The sequence below is a fragment of the Streptomyces sp. NPDC055506 genome (assembly GCF_053643595.1).
In genome coordinates this window covers 1-17,088 of sequence record NZ_JBSHKH010000109.1, presented here as the reverse complement: position 1 = coordinate 17,088, position 17,088 = coordinate 1, and the positions used below count along the sequence as shown (strand labels likewise).

The 17,088-nt window shown below is 71.6% G+C and carries 14 protein-coding genes; 7 read left to right on the top strand and 7 right to left on the bottom strand.

Annotation, left to right across the window (positions count from 1 at the left end; all coding sequences use genetic code 11):
- Positions 1-27: 27 nt before the first annotated feature.
- Positions 28-597 carry a GNAT family N-acetyltransferase gene (locus ACWIF2_RS30970; RefSeq protein ID WP_454364150.1) on the top strand — a complete coding sequence of 190 codons (570 nt, stop codon included), beginning with the start codon at positions 28-30 and terminating at the stop codon, positions 595-597.
- 185 nt (positions 598-782) lie between these two features.
- Complete coding sequence (locus ACWIF2_RS30965; protein ID WP_454364149.1) at positions 783-1,955, top strand: winged helix-turn-helix domain-containing protein; 1,173 nt, start codon at positions 783-785, stop codon at positions 1,953-1,955.
- Between the two features lie 54 nt (positions 1,956-2,009).
- Here ACWIF2_RS30965 and ACWIF2_RS30960 read toward each other — a convergent pair whose 3' ends face one another.
- The 7 genes from ACWIF2_RS30960 to mtnA form a co-directional block, all read right to left on the bottom strand.
- Positions 2,010-2,756: a response regulator gene (locus ACWIF2_RS30960; protein WP_010039804.1), complete on the bottom strand. Its 747-nt coding sequence runs from the start codon at positions 2,754-2,756 to the stop codon at positions 2,010-2,012.
- 206 nt (positions 2,757-2,962) lie between these two features.
- Positions 2,963-3,658: a ribosome hibernation-promoting factor, HPF/YfiA family gene (gene hpf, locus ACWIF2_RS30955; protein WP_382500058.1), complete on the bottom strand. Its 696-nt coding sequence runs from the start codon at positions 3,656-3,658 to the stop codon at positions 2,963-2,965.
- Positions 3,659-3,971: 313 nt separating this feature from the next.
- A complete protein-coding gene (locus tag ACWIF2_RS30950; protein WP_454364148.1) occupies positions 3,972-4,865 on the bottom strand; it encodes a ComF family protein in 894 nt (297 codons plus the stop codon).
- Positions 4,866-5,038: 173 nt separating this feature from the next.
- Entirely contained in the window at positions 5,039-6,871 is a 1,833-nt protein-coding gene (locus ACWIF2_RS30945; protein WP_454364147.1) for an LpqB family beta-propeller domain-containing protein, read from the bottom strand.
- Positions 6,861-9,137: an MtrAB system histidine kinase MtrB gene (mtrB, locus tag ACWIF2_RS30940; RefSeq protein ID WP_454364146.1), complete on the bottom strand. Its 2,277-nt coding sequence runs from the start codon at positions 9,135-9,137 to the stop codon at positions 6,861-6,863. The genes ACWIF2_RS30945 and mtrB overlap by 11 nt, the downstream gene beginning before the upstream one ends.
- 1 nt (position 9,138) lies before the next feature.
- A complete protein-coding gene (gene mtrA, locus ACWIF2_RS30935) occupies positions 9,139-9,828 on the bottom strand; it encodes a two-component system response regulator MtrA (protein ID WP_009188938.1) in 690 nt (229 codons plus the stop codon).
- 200 nt (positions 9,829-10,028) lie between these two features.
- Positions 10,029-11,180 (bottom strand): S-methyl-5-thioribose-1-phosphate isomerase, encoded by a 1,152-nt coding sequence (gene mtnA / locus ACWIF2_RS30930; protein ID WP_454364145.1) that lies wholly within the window; start codon positions 11,178-11,180, stop codon positions 10,029-10,031.
- Positions 11,181-11,320: 140 nt separating this feature from the next.
- Here mtnA and ACWIF2_RS30925 point away from each other — a divergent pair, with 140 nt between their 5' ends.
- The 5 genes from ACWIF2_RS30925 to ACWIF2_RS30905 are packed head-to-tail and all read left to right on the top strand — an operon-like array spanning position 11,321 to position 16,961.
- Positions 11,321-12,694, top strand: a complete 1,374-nt coding sequence (locus ACWIF2_RS30925; RefSeq protein WP_454364144.1) for a glycerophosphoryl diester phosphodiesterase membrane domain-containing protein — start codon at positions 11,321-11,323, stop codon at positions 12,692-12,694.
- Between the two features lie 4 nt (positions 12,695-12,698).
- Complete coding sequence (locus ACWIF2_RS30920; RefSeq protein WP_454364143.1) at positions 12,699-13,469, top strand: DUF4129 domain-containing protein; 771 nt, start codon at positions 12,699-12,701, stop codon at positions 13,467-13,469.
- Positions 13,466-14,662: a DUF4350 domain-containing protein gene (locus tag ACWIF2_RS30915; RefSeq protein ID WP_454364142.1), complete on the top strand. Its 1,197-nt coding sequence runs from the start codon at positions 13,466-13,468 to the stop codon at positions 14,660-14,662. Before ACWIF2_RS30920 ends, ACWIF2_RS30915 begins: the two co-directional genes overlap by 4 nt.
- A complete protein-coding gene (locus ACWIF2_RS30910) occupies positions 14,662-15,651 on the top strand; it encodes an AAA family ATPase (protein ID WP_454364157.1) in 990 nt (329 codons plus the stop codon). The genes ACWIF2_RS30915 and ACWIF2_RS30910 overlap by 1 nt, the downstream gene beginning before the upstream one ends.
- On the top strand, positions 15,651-16,961 hold the full coding sequence (locus ACWIF2_RS30905) for a DUF58 domain-containing protein (protein ID WP_454364141.1): 1,311 nt from the start codon (positions 15,651-15,653) through the stop codon (positions 16,959-16,961). The genes ACWIF2_RS30910 and ACWIF2_RS30905 overlap by 1 nt, the downstream gene beginning before the upstream one ends.
- Positions 16,962-17,088 lie beyond the last annotated feature (127 nt).

The following is a 17,088-nucleotide window of genomic DNA, read 5'->3' as shown; positions in this document are numbered from 1 at the left end:
TCGCCGACCTCCGAGCAGAATCGGCCGATGGACCCCGTCACCCTCACCACGGACCGCCTCCTGCTGCGCACGGTCGGCCCTCAGGACACCGACGCGGTGTACGACGCCTGTCAGGACCCCGACATCCAGCGCTGGACCACGATCCCCTCGCCCTACCTCCGCGAGCACGCCCAGGGCTTCACGGAACAGATGGTCCCGGACGGCTGGACGGACGGGTCCATGTTCACTCTCGGCGTCTTCCTCCACTCCGGAGAGCTGGCGGGCATGCTCGGCATCACCATGCGCGCCCTGGGCGTCGGCGAGATCGGCTTCTGGGCGACGAAGCAGCACCGCGCCAACGGCTACATCACGGAGGCCGTACTCACCGCCTGCCGCTGGGCCTTCGTCCACGCCGCACTCGACCGCATCGAATGGCGCGCCGAGGTCGGCAACCGCGCCTCCCGCGCCGTGGCGGAACGCTCCGGCTTCACCATCGAAGGCACCCTGCGCGCCGCGGTCAACAACAAGGGAGTCCGCCGGGACTCCTGGGTAGGCTCCCTCCTCCCCTCAGACCTGAGCCTCCCGTCAACGGCCCCGTACCTCCCGGCGCCGGCTTAGCTGCTGAGCTGCTGAGCTGCTGAGCTGCGGGCAATCGTGCCGCTAAGGGCGGCACGGGTGGGCGCAGCGGCACCCCGCTACGCCGGGCTGCGGTCCCACCCGCGCTGAGCACCAACGCCCAGCACCCACCGACAAACCCCCAGCTCACCCACCACTGTCAGTCCCACCCCCTATCGTGCGGACCCATGACCACCCCGCGCCCCTCCGCACAGCTCTCCGCCGACGAAGCCCGGCGACTGGCGCTCCGCGCCCAAGGCTTTCTCGGCGCCCCAGACCGCCGCTCCGGCGTCCGCGGCATCCTCCGCCACCTGGGCGCGATACAGCTCGACACCATCTCGGTCCTGGCCCGCTCCCACGAGCTCGTCCCGTACGCCCGCCTGGGCGCGGTAGGCCGAAAGACTGTCGAGAACGCGTACTGGAAGGACACGCACGCCTTCGAGTACTGGTCCCACGCCGCCTGCATCCTCCCCATCGAGGAGTGGCCCCACTTCGCCTTCCGCCGCCGCGCCTACCGCAACCGCCCGCACTGGAACCACGATCTCCCGGACGGTGTCTACGACCAGGTCATCAAGCAGCTCCGCTCCGAAGGCCCCCTCACCGCGACGGAGTTGGGCGGCGCGAAGAAGACGAACGACTGGTGGGACTGGTCCGGCACGAAGGTCGCCGTCGAACGCGCCCTGATGTACGGCGAGGTGGTCTGCGTGGAGCGCCGCGGCTGGAAGCGCCTCTACGACCTCGCCGAGCGCGCCGTCCCGGGCCCCCTGCTGCACGACGAACTCGATGACACCGAGTGCGTGCGCCGCCTGGTCCGCCTGGCGGGTCAGTCCCTCGGCGTCGGCACCCGCGCGGACATCGCCGACTACCACCGCCTCAAGGGCGAACAGGTCGACGCGGTGATCGCCGACTCGGGCCTGGTCCCGGTCACGGTCGAGGGCTGGTCCAAGCCGGCCTGGGCCGACCCCGCCGCCCTGGAGACACCTCCGCGCGGCCGCCACCGCACCACCCTCCTGTCACCCTTCGACTCCCTGATCTGGGAGCGGGCGCGCACAGAGCGGATCTTCGGCTTCACCCACCGCCTGGAGGCCTACGTCCCCAAGCAGAAGCGGGTGCACGGCTACTTCGCGATGCCGGTGCTGGCCGGCGGCCGGCTCGTCGGCCGCGTGGACCCGGCCCGCGAGGGCGGCACGCTGGTGGCCAAGCAGGTAACGCTCGACGGCCCGAAGGCGGTCCCGGCCGTCGCCCAGGCCCTGGCCGAGGCGGCGACCTGGGTGGACTGCACGGACGTGCGCGTGGAGCGGGTCGACACCCCGGCCCTGCGCGAGCCCCTCACGAAGGAGATCGCCCGCATCCTGGGCTGAGCTCTATGGGTGAGCTCCATGGGCTGAGCTCTAGCGGTTCACCGTTTCACCGATTCACCGAATCTCGAGGATCTTCTCCCGCATCGCGTACACCACCGCCTCCATCCTGGAGTGCAGCTGCAGCTTCTCCAGGATGTTGCGCACATGGTTCTTCACGGTGTTCTCGGAGATGAACAACTCCTTGGCGATGTCGCGGTTGTTCATCCCCGTCGCGACGAGTTTGAGGACTTCGAGTTCGCGGTCCGTCAGCCGCGGCGCGGGCACCAGCCGGCGCTCGTCCGTGCGCTGGATCATCGACTTGAACTCGGTGAGCAGCTTCGACGCCATGGACGGGCTGATCTGCGACTGCCCGTCGGCCACCGCGCGAATGGCGGTGGCCACCTCGTCCGTCGAGATCTCCTTGAGGAGATAGCCGGTCGCCCCCGCCTTGATGGCGTCGTAGAGATCGGCTTCCTCGTCGCTGATCGTCAGCATGATGATCTTGGCGCTGGGCGCGACTTCCTTGATGGAGGTGCACGCCTCGATCCCGCCCCGCTTGGGCATCCGCACGTCCATCAGGACGATGTCGGGCAGCAGGTCGGCGGCCTTCTCGACGGCCTCGGCGCCGTCACCGGCCTCCCCGATGACCTGGATGTCCTCCTCGGCCGCGAGCACGATCTCCAGGCCACGGCGGAACAGGGCGTGGTCGTCCACCACAAGGACTCTGATCGGTTCCTTGCGTGGAGAGTCCGTGTCCGGGCCCATGCCGACGACGCCGTCGTCGGCATCCTCGTCACGCATCGGTCCGAAGCTGTCCGCCATCGTTCCTCCCCCTGAAGGCTGTGGCCTGAGGTCCTGAGCCATCGCCAACCCAGAGCAACGACCCACCGGTTGGGTCGTGGCCACCATGATTTCATGCCCGGACGGCACCGGGGCGACCGAGCGGGGCGCGCAGTGGTCGCACAGGGGTGCCCCTGGGGGCGCACACGCGCTCCAGGGGCACCTGCTCCGCTGTCACCCGGCAACGGTCAGCCGCCGAGCGCACCGCCCGCATCGGGGGCGTGCACCTGCGTAACCATCGTGTCCGTGCTGAGGTGGATCACGCCGTAGTCGTAGGCGTGTCGTCGGTAGACGACACTCGGTTCCTTGGTCTCGGAGTCGACGAACAAGTAGAAGTCGTGCCCGACCAGCTCCATCTCGTAGAGAGCCTGGTCGAGGGTCATGGGCGCTGCGACGTGGGTCTTCTCGCGGACGACGATGGGGCCGTCACCCTGTACCTCCAGCGAGCCGATCTTCTTCGTGGGCACGGCGTCCGGCTCTTCCTCCGGAGTCGGCACCAGGCCGTTGCCGTTGAGCGTCGCCACGCCCGGGACGTGATCGGCGACCTCGGCGGCCGGGATCCGGCGCGAGCCACGGCGCGAGAACCGCTTGTCGTGTTGCCTGCGCAGCCGGGCTTCCAGCTTTTCCGCCGCCAGGTCGAGCGCCGCGTACGGATCGCTCGCCGCTGCCTCCGCCCGGATCACCGGACCGCGGGAGCGGAGCGTGATCTCCACTCGGTCACAGCGGTCGGCCTGCCGGGGGTTGGGCTCCTTGGACACCTCGACGTCGAGGCTGATCACCTTGCCATCGAGCTTCTGGATCTTCTCCAGCTTCAGCTTCTCGGCCACGTGCTTCCGGAACCGCTCGGGCACCTCGGTCTTGCGGCCCTTGACGACGATGTCCACGCAGAACTCCGTTCCCGGATCACTCCGCTTCGGTGCGGAGCATCTCCCTTTTGCACCAGGTTCCGGTGAGGCCCGGAACCTCGGACACTCGGTGACTTCCACCTCCTCCCCCGTGAGCGAGATCTCCACTCCACCGTCGCGAGTGATGAAGAAAAACCCGCAGCACGGCATTCGGTTTTGAGAGGTGTGGCCTGCGGCTTTCCCTCTCAACCGAACATATCTCGCCCGGACGGATGTCGTCACCCTCTACTGCGGCGTACCTCCGTTCAGGTGAATAGGCCCTCTCGTTACCTGCAACGACGCAAGTTCTCAGTCAGTTCCGGTTTATTTCGAAAGAGTCCGGCGATGCCGCGACGACAGCCGCGCACACCACGTCAACGACTCCGCCGGCGCCGCCCGCGCCCGTGATTCCCTGCTCGGCGGGCCACCGGCCCGTCCTCTCTCGCGTTGTTCCGACGTTCTGTTCTTCTCTGCTTTCCCACGTCTCTCCCCTGTACACGGCCCCAGTCCCCGCAGCGTTCGAAACCAGCCCCACCACCGACCGCACGGCACGCGCGGCCTCCGCCAGGGACGCCCCCGTGGTCATCACGTCGTCGACAAGGACGACCGGGCCCTCCGAGAGCAGCCGCGCACCACCGGGCACCACCACCAGCGCGCCCGCGAGATTGTCCAGCCGCTGCCGGGAGTTGAGCCCCGACTGGTCGGCCACGGCCCGCCGCTGCCGCAGCACGCCGAGCGCCCTGGCCGGCACCCCGCTCCGCCGCAGCTCACCCGCCGCCGCGAGCGCGATCCGCCGCGCCGGATCATGCCCCCGGGCCCGCACGGCCCGCCGCCCGGACGGAACGGGCACGAGCAGCACAGGCGCCCCGCTGCCCCGCGACCACGCTCCTCCGGCCCTGGGCCCGCTCCGCGCTCCTGAAAGCCCCGCCCGTACCGCTCCCGCCAGAGCAGCCCCGAGCGGACCGGCGAGCACCAGAGCACCCCGTTCCTTGTGGGCCAGCAGCGTCGCCCGGACCTCGTCCGCGTACCGTGCCGCCGCATGCACCACCGGAAGCCCCGGCGGCTCCGGCTCCGGCCGCACCCGATGCGCCACGGCTCCGCTCAGCACCGCACGGCACTTCGCGCACAGCACCGTACGAGGTGCCCCGCAGCCCCCGCACTCGCCCGGAAGCACCAGGTCGGTGAGGTCCTGCCACCACCCCCGCATGGCCACCACTGTGCCAACAGCGAGGACCCCCTGCCACCCTTGTGGATAACCCCCTGTGGACAACACGCGGGGCGGGCCGACGCCCCGCTTTCACCGACCCCTGCCAGAGCACCTCACATCCCCGCCAGGACGCCTCACGTCCCCGCCAGGACGCCTCGCATCCCCCGGGAGCCTCACCCCGGATAGACCGGCGCCGTCCCCTCCGTCACCTTCTGCCACTGCGCGCCCGACGGCAGCCGGACGATCCCGTCCACCGAGTACGCCACCAGCGGCAGCCGGTCGTCCTCGGCGGCGGTGACCTCCTTGACACCGGTCAGCGCAGCGGGTGCCGGCACGTCCGGCGTGGAGCCGTCGACCTGGACGTACCGCATCTGCTCCACGCCCCCGTGCTCGCGCCCGACCACCACGAGCCGGCTGTCCCCGGCCCACGACATGGCCGTGACCTCCTCCAACTCCGGCGTCGCGGAGCGAAGTTCGACCACTCTGACGGCCGGTTTCTCGCCCGGCTTCTCCTCCCGCTCGATCAGCCCGATGAGCAGGGTCTTCTTGCCGCCCTTCTCCACGACCAGCGCGATCCGCACCCCGTCGGCGGCCACCCGCACGGACTGGATCCGCCCGTCCAAGTGCGGTGTGCGCACCTCCAGCGGCTCGCCCTTGCCCTCCTGGAACAGCAGCAGACGGGGGTCGTCCGGGTCGCGGTCGGCCACCCACAGGCCGTCGTCCGCGTCCCAGCTGGGCGTCGTCAGCCGGTCCTCCTCGGTCCGGCCCTGGCTGCGCAGCACCGGCTCGCCCAGCGAACCGCCCGAGACCAGCGACCCCACGTACAGCGACCTGCCGTCCAGGCCGACACCGGCCGCGGTGTGCTCGTCCCGCGACACCGCCACCGACCGCAGCGCCGTGTCGCCCTCGCCCAGCGCCCCCGGCGCCGTGTCCGGCTTGGTGTCGCTGCTGCCCGCCGGGATCCGTACGAGCCGGTCCTTGGCGTCGACGAAGTACAGGAAGTCGGGGTGGCGCGCCGTGGTCCGGAAAGCCGCCGCATCGGCCGCATCCTGCGTGAGCGAGCACAGCTCGGACCCGCCGGCCCGCAGCTCGACCTCGTCCACCGCCGGGCTGAGGTTCCGCAGCGTGAACAGCATCTGGGCGGCCATCTCCTGGCACCTGTTGGTGCCGATGCCCGCGGCCTTGTCGTTGAGCGGGACCGTCAGCTTGTTCCGCTCGTCGGGCGTCAGCGCTCCGGCGTCCTTCGCCAGCGCCGTACCGGTGGGTACGCTCGACCTGACCACGGGCCCGAGCCACCGCGTGGGGCCGTTGAGCAGGGAGCGCACCATCTGCGTCATGGGGTCCACGCGGCGGCGGACGTAGACGGGGTCGGCGACCGCCGTGGGCTGCGTGTTCGCCCCGGCCGCCATGGTGTTCGAGGCGAAGTAGTACTTGTTGACGGACATGTAGTTGCGCTGGAAGTCCGACTGGCCCATGAGGACGCCCTGGGGCAGCACGTCGATCCGCCACTGCTTCGTCTTCTCGTCCTGCGTCAGGTGCACGGTCCTGCCGTACGCCCCGGTCGCCGGCGCGTACGACTGCTGCGCGTCCACGGTGGCCACCTTGGTGCCGGTCAGCGTGTAAGAGATCTCGCCGGTGTCCTCCCGGCCGCCGGCACCCTCGGCCTTGGCACCCGGCCCGTCCGTGAGCACGGTGGTGGACAGCTCCGGCCGCCAGGTCTTCGCGGCCTCGCCGGTCAGGTACTGGCGCGCGGTCTTGTAATGCGGATCGTCGCTGGTCAGCGCCTCCAGGAAGCCCTGCACGATCTCCGACGGCGGCGCGTCCTCCCCCGGCGGCACGGCGAACACCCGCACCTGGCTGTCCTGGCGCGGTGTGGACTCCACGCCCCGCAGATCCCCGCTGTCCGGCATCGAGGCACATCCCGCCAGCACCAGTACGCCACCGGCGGCGTACACCATCACGCGCGCGGGCGTACGCCGACCGCGCCCCTCGCGGTCAGCGCCCACGAGATGCCTCCCCTTGCCTGTCCGCGTGTCCCGGCTCGGTTTCCCTGCCCGAGCCCGCGGAGCCGTTGTCCTTGTCCCGCGGCTCGCTCACGACCGGTTCCTGGGGCGCCCCCGCAGAGTCACTGCCGCCCGCGTCACCAGCCGTACCGGCCGGACCGCCCGCGTCCTCGTCGCGAGCCGCCCCCGCCGCACCAGCCGCACCGCCGGCGCCGACCGATCCCGCCGGGTCCTCCGCACCCCCGCCGCGAGCCGACTGCTCCGCCGCCGTCGGACCGTCCGGCCGCCGCGTGCCCGAGGCGGGCCGCGGCACCACGCGCGCGCCGTTGCCGGGCAGCGCCGTCGGATCGGCCGTAGGTGCCACGGTGGCCGCCCGCGGCGGTATCGGGTTCCGCGCCGGACCCGGCGGCACCGGACCGCTCGCCGGCTGCGCCGGCACGGTAGCCCGCTTCTCGCCGTCCCTGCCACCGCACGGCAGACCCGCGTCGTCGAGCCCCCGGTTGCGCCGTGAGTCCTTGGGCTCCAGCGGTATCGGGGAGCCCCGCAGCGGCTCGTCCGCGGTCCTGGGCAGCGTCAGCCGGAACTGCGAGCCGCCGCCCGGCTCACCCCAAGCCTGCAGCCAGCCTCCGTGCAGCCGCGCGTCCTCCAGGGCGATGGACAGCCCCAGGCCCGTACCACCCGTGGTACGCGCGCGTGCCGGGTCGGCCCGCCAGAAGCGGCTGAACACCCGGGTCGCCTCGCCCGGCTTCAGCCCGACCCCGTAGTCCCGCACCGCGACGGCGACCGCGCCGCCGGCCGCGGCGAGCTTGACGACGACATCCCTGCCCTCACCGTGCTCCACGGCGTTCACGACAAGGTTGCGCAGCACGCGCTCCACGCGCCGGGCGTCGGCCTCGGCGACGACGGGCTGCTGGTCTCCGGACACCCGGATCTGCGTGCCCTTGCGCTCCGCGAGCGGCTCGGCCCCGCTGACCACCCGCCGCACGACCTCCCTGAGGTCTATCGGCTCCGCCTCCAGCGCCGCGGCACCCGCGTCGAAACGGCTGATCTCCAGCAGGTCCGCGAGCAGCGACTCGAACCGGTCCAGCTGGTCGGCGAGCAGTTCCGCCGACCGCGCGGTGATCGGGTCGAAGTCCTCCCGCGCCTCATGGATGACGTCCGCAGCCATCCGTACGGTCGTCAGCGGCGTACGCAGCTCGTGCGACACGTCCGACACGAACCGGCGCTGCATGCGCGACAGGTCCTCCAGCTGGCTGATCTTCAGCTGAAGGTTCTGCGCCATCTTGTTGAAGGCCTCACCGAGCCGCGCGATGTCGTCCTCGCCGGTGACCTTCATACGTTCCTGCAGCCGTCCGGCCGACAGCCGCTCGGCGATCCCCGCCGCCATCCGCACCGGCGTGACGACCTGGCGCACCACGAGCCAGGCAATGGCCCCGAGCAGCACCACGACGAACAGCCCGGCCGTCGCCAGCGTCCCCTTGACCAGGCTCAGCGACTTCTCCTCCTGGGTGAGCGGGAAGAGGTAGTAGAGCTGGTACGGATCGCCGTTCGGGTCGTTGACCTGCTTGCCGATGACCAGGGCGGGCTCGGAGTCCTTGGTGTCGTTGTTGTAGATGACCCTGCTGTAGCTCTGCGCGGCCGCCGTACTGCTGCCGATCCGCTCCCGCAGCGCCGCCGGCACGCTCTTGCTCCAGTCCACCTCACCGGAGGCACGCGGACCGCGCCCACCGGCACCGTCGGCGTCGGAAGCCGGAAGCGTGACCACGTCAAAGGCGCCCTGCCCGCCACTCGACAGCGAGGACACCAGATCACTCATCCACTGGATGACGTTCTGCGCGGGACGGCCGTCCGCCGTGGCGACATCGTCGCCGGTCCCGCTCGCCGCCTCGTCGGCCCGCTGCTTGGCCACCGCGAACCCGCCGGTGGCCTGGCTCTGGGACGCCTTCACCTTGGCGTCCAGCAGGCCGTTGCGCACCTGCCCGATGACGACGAAGCCCAGCAGCAGCACCACGCCCAGCGACATCAGCAGCGTCGTGGCGACGACCTTGAGCTGGATGTTGCGCCGCCACAGCCGCATGACGGGCAGCAGCGGCCGGCGCACCCACCGCATGAACAGGCGGATGACCGGGCTGCCCTGCACTCCGCCCTGGAGCAGCAGCCCGCTCTCCAGGAACCGTCCCCAGCGGGAACCCGCCTTCTTCCGCCCGACAGGCCGCCCCGGGCGGGCCCCGGACCGTCCGGGCGCCGAAGCGGCACTGTCGCCGGACATGTCAGCTCGGTCCTGCCTTGTACCCGACGCCACGGACGGTCACCACGATCTCCGGCTTCTCCGGGTCCTTCTCGACCTTGGAGCGCAGCCGCTGCACATGCACGTTCACCAGACGCGTGTCCGCCGCATGCCGGTAGCCCCACACCTGCTCCAGCAGCACCTCGCGCGTGAACACCTGCCACGGCTTGCGCGCGAGCGCGACCAGCAGGTCGAACTCCAGCGGCGTCAGCGCGATCGACTGCCCGTCCCGCTTCACGGAGTGCCCGGCCACATCGATGACCAGGTCACCGATGGCCAGCTGCTCCGGAGCGGGCTCCTCCGACCTCCGCAGCCGCGCCCGGATCCGGGCGACCAGCTCCTTCGGCTTGAACGGTTTCACGATGTAGTCGTCGGCACCCGACTCCAGACCCACCACGACGTCGACCGTGTCGCTCTTCGCCGTGAGCATCACGATCGGCACCCCGGACTCCGCCCTGATCAGACGGCACACCTCGATGCCGTCCCGACCGGGCAGCATCAGGTCCAGCAGCACCAGATCGGGCTTGGCCTCACGGAAAGCGGCCAGCGCCTTGTCACCGTCGGCCACGAAAGACGGCTCAAAACCCTCACCACGCAGCACGATGCCGAGCATCTCGGCCAGTGCGGTGTCGTCGTCGACGACAAGGACTCGTCCCTTCATAAACGACATCATCCCATTCTCATAACAGTGGCGAAGGCAGTGGTGAGGTAGGTCACCGGCCAGTGACCATAGTCGCAGCAAGCGCTACTGTCTGCCCTCGCCGGCCCACAGTTGATCTCGACGACACCCGTCGGCCCGGGCCCCGGCACACGGGCGAGGGACGAGGCCGCCGGAGCCCACACGCCCCGCACACACCCCGGCAGCCGTACGGCTCAGCCCGCCGTCACCCCGCGCGACCGCGCACACACCTCGGCCAGCGCCTCAGCCGTCACCGGCGACACCACACCCTCCTCCGTGACGATCGCCGTCACCAGCTCGGCCGGGGTCACATCGAACGCCGGGTTGTACGCCTGCGTCCCCAGCGGCGCCACCGGAATGCCACCCCCCGCCTCTGGCGCACCCGCCACCGGCACCTGCGGCGCCACCACCTCGGTCACCTCGTGACCAGGACGCTGCTCGACCTCGATGGACGCCCCGTCCGGAGTGTCCAGGTCCACCGTCGTCACCGGCGCCACCACGATGAACGGCACATGGTGGTACCGCGCCAGCACCGCCAGCGGATAGCTCCCCACCTTGTTCGCGACCGACCCGTCCGCCGTGATGCGGTCCGCCCCGATCAGCACCGCGTCCACCTCCCCTGCGGCGAACAGCGACCCCGCCGCGTTGTCGGTGAGCAGCGTGTACGCCACCCCGCTGCGCGCCGCCTCGTACGCCGTCAGGCGAGCGCCCTGCAGCAACGGACGCGTCTCGTCCACCCACAGCCGCCGCAGCCTGCCCACCCGGTGCGCCGCGAGCGCCACCGCGAACGCCGTCCCTTCCCCGCCCGACACCAGCGAACCGGTGTTGCAGTGGGTGAGGACCCGGTGCCCGCCGCTGGGCAGCAGCTCGTCCAGCAGCGTCCGCCCGTGCTCGGCCATCCGCGCACTGGCCTCGGCATCCTCCCGGTGCAACTGCCGCGCCGCGGCCAGCGCCGCCGACGCCGCCTGCCTGACATCACCGCCCTTGGCGAGCGCCGCCTCATAGGCCGAGTGCGCCCGGCGCACACCGAGGGCCAGGTTCACCGCGGTCGGCCGGGCACTCGCCAGCGCCTCCGCGGCCTCGTCCACGTCGAAGCCCCGCACGGCGGCGAGCGCGACACCGTACGCCCCCGCGATACCGAGCAGCGGCGCCCCGCGCACGGCGAGGGAGCGGATCGCCTCCACGAGCGCGGACGCATCCGTACAGACCAGCTCGACCTCCTCGGCCGGCAGCCTCGTCTGGTCGAGAAGGACCAGAACGGGTCCTTCCGGTGGCTCCTCCCAACGGATCGCGGGGATCTCCGTCGGCCGCTTGTCATCGCCGCTGTACGCGTACTGATCAGCCATGCGGTCAGTCTGCCCCCAATCGAGCGGACAATTGAAGGTACGCAGCCCATACCGCGGCCGGTCATTCCAAGACCACCCCATGGCACGATGGCTGCCAACCTGCCGCCGCGACCGCGGACGGGCACCGTGAAGGAGCGACGATGAACGACACTCCGGGCTGGGCCTCGCCCGGATCCGCCCCGTCCGACGGGCAGAAGCCGGACTCGTCCGGTACTGCCGAGCCCACCGACCGCCCCGGCCCCGCACAGCCCGCGGACCAGCCCGGCCAAGCGGCCCAGCCGGGCCAGGCCCCGCAGGGCCCCAGCCCGCAGTGGTCCAAGGACCAGCCGCCACCCGCCCAGTGGTCCGCCCCCAGCGGCCCGACCGTCCCCGGTCAGGCGCCCCCGCCCCCGCCACCCGGCCCGGGCTGGGGCACCCAGCCCCCCGGCGGCCCCGCAGGCCCCGGCGGATACGGCGGCTACGGAGCCCCCGGCAGCCCCGGCGCCTACGGCGGCTGGGGAAGCGGCTGGGGCGGCCCCCCGCCCGCCGCCAAGCCCGGCATCATCCCGCTCCGCCCGCTCGGCGTGGGCGAGATCCTCGACGGCGCCGTCTCCACCATGCGCACCTACTGGCGCACCGTCCTCGGCATCTCCCTGACCGTCGCGGTCCTCACCGAGATCATCGTCGTCCTGTTCCAGGGCCTCGTCCTGGACGACTCCAGCACCGAAGCCCTCAACGACCCGAGCGCCACCCTCAGCGAGCTGAGCCGCGCCATGAGCGACGCCCTGCTCAACTCCAGCGTCGTCTTCGTGATCTCCCTGGTCGGCACCGTCATCGCGACCGCACTGCTCACCACCGTCACCAGCCGCGCCGTACTCGGCAAGTCGGTGACCATCGGCGAGGCCTGGCGGGACGCCCGCCCTCAGGTCGTCAAACTGTTCGGCCTCATCTGCCTGCTGCTGCTCATCACCGCCGGCATCGTCACCGTGGGCACCCTGCCCGGCATTCTCATCACCGCCTCCGGGAGCACCGGGCCGGGCGTCGCCCTCACCGTCCTGGGCGTCATCGGCGCCGGCATCGTCGCCCTCTGGCTGATGATCCGCTTCTCCCTGGCCTCGCCCGCCCTCATGCTGGAGAAGCAGGGCATCAAGAAGGCCATGAGCCGCTCCGCGAAGCTGGTCCAGGGCACCTGGTGGCGGATCTTCGGCATCCAGCTGCTCGCCACGATCATCGCGAACGTCGTCGCCTCGATCATCGTCATCCCGTTCACCTTCCTCGCCGCGGCCCTCAGCGGCGACGGCGTGACCGGCTGGCTCAACAGCGGCGGCGCCGGCCTCGGCTGGACCTTCCTCATCGTCAGCGGCATCGGCGCGGTGATCGGCTCCATGATCACCTTCCCGATCACAGCCGGCGTCACCGTGCTCCTCTACATCGACCAGCGCATCCGCCGCGAGGCCCTCGACCTCGAACTGGCCCGCGCCGCAGGCGTCCAGGGCTACGGCCCCAACGCCCCCGGCACCACCCCGGGGAGCTGATGCGGTGAGCTGGGCGGGGGAACCTCTCACAACGGCACTGCCACACACCGCCATACGGACGCTGCTGCACGCCGGCGACACCTCCGTACTGTCGTCGGCGCGCTCCACCGACGAGCCGCCCCTCACCACCCCACGCGACCCCGCGCGCGAGGCCGCCCGGCGCGAGCTGTCCAAGGGCATGTACCACGAGAACGACCCCAGCCTGTTCCAGCGCGCCCTCGACGCCTTCTGGGACTGGCTCGACAAACTGTTCAACGCCGCCTCGTCCGCGACACCCGGCGGCACACTCGGCCTAATCGTCATCATCCTGGCCGTCGTCGCGGTCCTAGGCGCCCTGTGGTGGCGCCTGGGCACCCCGCGCCGCCAACCCACCTCGTCCGCCGCCCTGTTCGACGACCGCCCCCGCAGCGCCGCCGACCACCGCGCCGCCGCCGAGGCACACGCCGCCCAGGGCCACTGGAACCAGGCCGTCCAGGCACGCATGCGAGCCCTCGTCCGCGCCCTGGAGGAACGCGCACTCCTCGACGTCCGCCCCGGCCGCACCGCCGACGAGGCCGCCGCCGAAGCCGGCCGGGCCCTGCCCGCCCACACCGACCGACTGCGCGCCGCCGCCCGGGACTTCGACGACGTGACGTACGGCGGCCGCTCGGCGACCGAGCAGTCGTACCACCGCATCGCCGAACTCGACCGCGACCTGGAACGCACCAAGCCCCAGCTCGCCACCAGCAGCACCCAGAGCACGGCCCCCCACACCCGCCAGGGAGCCGCCGAATGACCACCGAGGCCACGCTCCCGTCCACCTCGGCCTCGCCCACCGCCCGCCAAGTGTGGACCCGCACGCGCGGTATCGCACTCGCCCTCGTGCTGCTCGTCGCGGGAGCCATCGCCATCGCCGTGATCCGCTCCGACGCCCGGCACGGCGAACTCGACCCACGCTCCGCCGACCCGGGCGGCAGCCGCGCCGTCGCCGAACTCCTCGCCGACCGTGGCGTGGACACCCGCGTGGTGACCACCCTGGACGAGGCAGCCGCCGCTTCCGGCCCGGAAACGACCCTCTTGGTCGCCGCCCCCGACCTGCTGACCCGAAGTCAGCAGTCCCGCCTGCACGACTCGTTCGCCGGCTCCGGCGGCCGAACCGTCCTGGTCGCCTCCGGCAGCGCCTCCGTCGAACGGCTCGCCCCCGGCGTCACCGCCGACCCCGCCACCAGCCTCGACTCGACGCTCGCCCCCGACTGCGACCTGCCCGCCGCCCAGCGCGCGGGCACCGCCGAAACGGGCGGCGTCCGCTACACCACCACCCACCTCGACGCCGACCAGTGCTACCCCAGCGAGCGCCTGGCCACCCTGCTCCGAATCCCGGACCCGACCGGGAACGGCGATACCGTCACCCTCGGCGCGCCCGACATCCTCCTCAACGACCGCCTCGACCAGCAGGGCAACGCCTCGCTCGCCCTCCAGCTCCTCGGCTCCCGACCCCATCTGGTCTGGTACCTCCCCTCGCTCTCCGACACATCGGCCACCGCGCCCGACGACGAACGCGGCTTCTTCGACCTGCTCCCCTCGGGCTGGCTCTGGGGCACCCTGCAACTCTTCATCGCCGCAGCACTGGCCGCCCTCTGGCGGGCACGCCGACTCGGCCCCCTCGTGCCCGAAAAACTCCCCGTCGCGATCCGCGCCTCCGAAACCGCCGAAGGCCGCGCCCGCCTCTACCGCAAGGCCGACGCCCGCGACCGCGCGGCAAACGCTCTTCGCTCCACGACCCGCACCCGCCTCGCCCCCCTCACCGGCGTCCCCGTCACCCAGGCGCACACGCCCGAGGCCCTGCTCCCCGCCCTGTCCGCCCAACTCCACGGCGACGGCCAGGACCTGCACACCCTCCTCTTCGGCCCAGCGCCCAGCACCGACGCAGCACTCATCGCACTCGCCGACCGACTCGACGCCCTCGAAAGAGAGGTACGCCGTCCATGATGGACCCGACCGCTGACAACGCCGGGCAGACCGGGGACCCGGGCACCGCCCGAGCCGCCCTGGAGGCCCTGCGCGCCGAGATCGCCAAGGCCGTGGTCGGCCAGGACCCCGCCGTGACCGGCCTCGTCGTCGCCCTGCTCTGCCGCGGCCACGTCCTCCTCGAGGGCGTCCCCGGCGTCGCCAAGACCCTCCTGGTCCGCGCCCTCGCCTCGGCCCTCGAACTCGACACCAAACGCGTCCAGTTCACCCCCGACCTGATGCCGAGCGACGTGACCGGCTCCCTGGTCTACGACACCCGCAGCGCCGAGTTCTCCTTCCAGCCCGGCCCGGTCTTCACCAACCTCCTCCTCGCGGACGAGATCAACCGCACCCCTCCCAAGACCCAGTCGTCCCTCCTGGAAGCCATGGAGGAACGCCAGGTCACGGTCGACGGCACCCCCCGCCTCCTCCCCGACCCGTTCCTGGTCGCAGCGACCCAGAACCCGGTGGAGTACGAAGGCACCTACCCCCTCCCGGAAGCCCAACTGGACCGCTTCCTCCTCAAACTCACCATCCCCCTCCCCTCCCGCCAGGACGAGATCGACGTCCTCACCCGCCACGCCGAGGGCTTCAACCCACGCGACCTCCACGCCGCCGGCCTACGCCCCGTAGCGGGCCCCGCCGACCTGGAAGCAGCCCGCGCGGCGGTCGCCAAGACGACCGTCTCCCCGGAGATCACCGGCTACGTCGTCGACATCTGCCGCGCCACCCGCGAATCGCCGTCCCTCACCCTCGGCGTCTCCCCCCGAGGCGCCACAGCCCTCCTGGCCACCGCCCGCGCCTGGGCCTGGCTGACCGGCCGCGACTACGTCATCCCGGACGATGTGAAGGCCCTGGCCCTCCCCACCCTCCGCCACCGCGTACAACTCCGCCCGGAGGCCGAAATGGAAGGCGTGACGGCCGACTCCGTCATCAACGCGATCCTCACCCACGTCCCCGTCCCCCGCTGATGGCACTCACCGGACGCGCCGCCCTCCTCGCGGCCCTGGGCTCCCTCCCCGTCGGCATCTGGGAACCCGGCTGGACGGGCATCCTGGCCGTCAACGCACCCCTGGCCGTGGCCTGCGCCTGCGACTTCGCACTGGCCGCGCCCGTACGACGCCTGGGCCTGACCCGCTCCGGCGACACCTCGGTACGCCTCGGAGACACAGCAGACGTCACTCTCACGATCACCAACCCGTCCCGCCGCCCACTGCGCGCTCACCTGCGCGATGCCTGGCCTCCCAGCAGCTGGCAGCCAGGAACGGAGACGACGGCCTCCCGCCACCGCCTCACCGTCCCCGCAGGCGAACGCCGACGCGTGACGACCCGCCTCCGCCCCACCCGCCGAGGCGACCGCCAAGCCGACCGGGTCACCATCCGTTCCTACGGCCCCCTCGGCCTCTTCTCCCGCCAGGGCACCCACAAGGTTCCTTGGACGGTCCGCGTCCTGCCCCCGTTCACCAGCCGCAAGCACCTGCCCTCAAAGCTGGCCCGCCTCCGCGAACTGGACGGCCGCACCAGCGTGCTCACTCGCGGCGAGGGCACCGAATTCGACAGCCTCCGCGAGTACGTCCCCGGCGACGACACCCGGTCCATCGACTGGCGCGCCACAGCCCGCCAGTCCACGGTCGCCGTACGCACCTGGCGCCCGGAACGCGACCGCCACATCCTCCTGGTCCTCGACACCGGCCGCACCTCGGCAGGCCGCGTGGGCGACGCACCCCGCCTCGATGCCTCGATGGACGCGGCCCTCCTCCTCGGGGCCCTCGCGTCCCGAGCCGGCGACCGCGTCGACCTCCTCGCCTACGACCGCAGGGTCCGCGCCCTCGTCCAGGGTCGCACCGCAGGCGACGTCCTGCCGTCCCTGGTCAACGCGATGGCCACGCTGGAGCCGGAGCTCGTGGAAACGGACGCTCGAGGCCTCACCGCCACCGCCCTCCGTACGTCCCCCCGCCGCTCCCTGATCGTCCTGCTCACCACCCTGGACACGGCCCCCATCGAAGAAGGCCTGCTCCCGGTTCTCTCCCAGCTCACCCAGCGCCACACAGTCCTACTGGCATCGGTGGCAGACCCGCACATCACCGAAATGGCCAAAGCACGCGGAAACACCGACGCCGTCTACGAGGCCGCAGCGGCAGCCCAGTCCCAGTCCGAACGCCACCGCACGGCAGAACAACTCCGCCGTCACGGCGTCACAGTCGTGGACGCAACACCGGACGACCTGGCGCCGGCACTCGCCGATGCATACTTGGCGTTGAAGGCGGCCGGACGCCTATGACGTTCAGGGCCCTCCGGGACCCTGAAACGCAGAAAACCCCCGCATCCGAAGATGCGGGGGTTTTCTCAATATTTGTTCGGCGGCGTCCTACTCTCCCACAGGGTCCCCCCTGCAGTACCATCGGCGC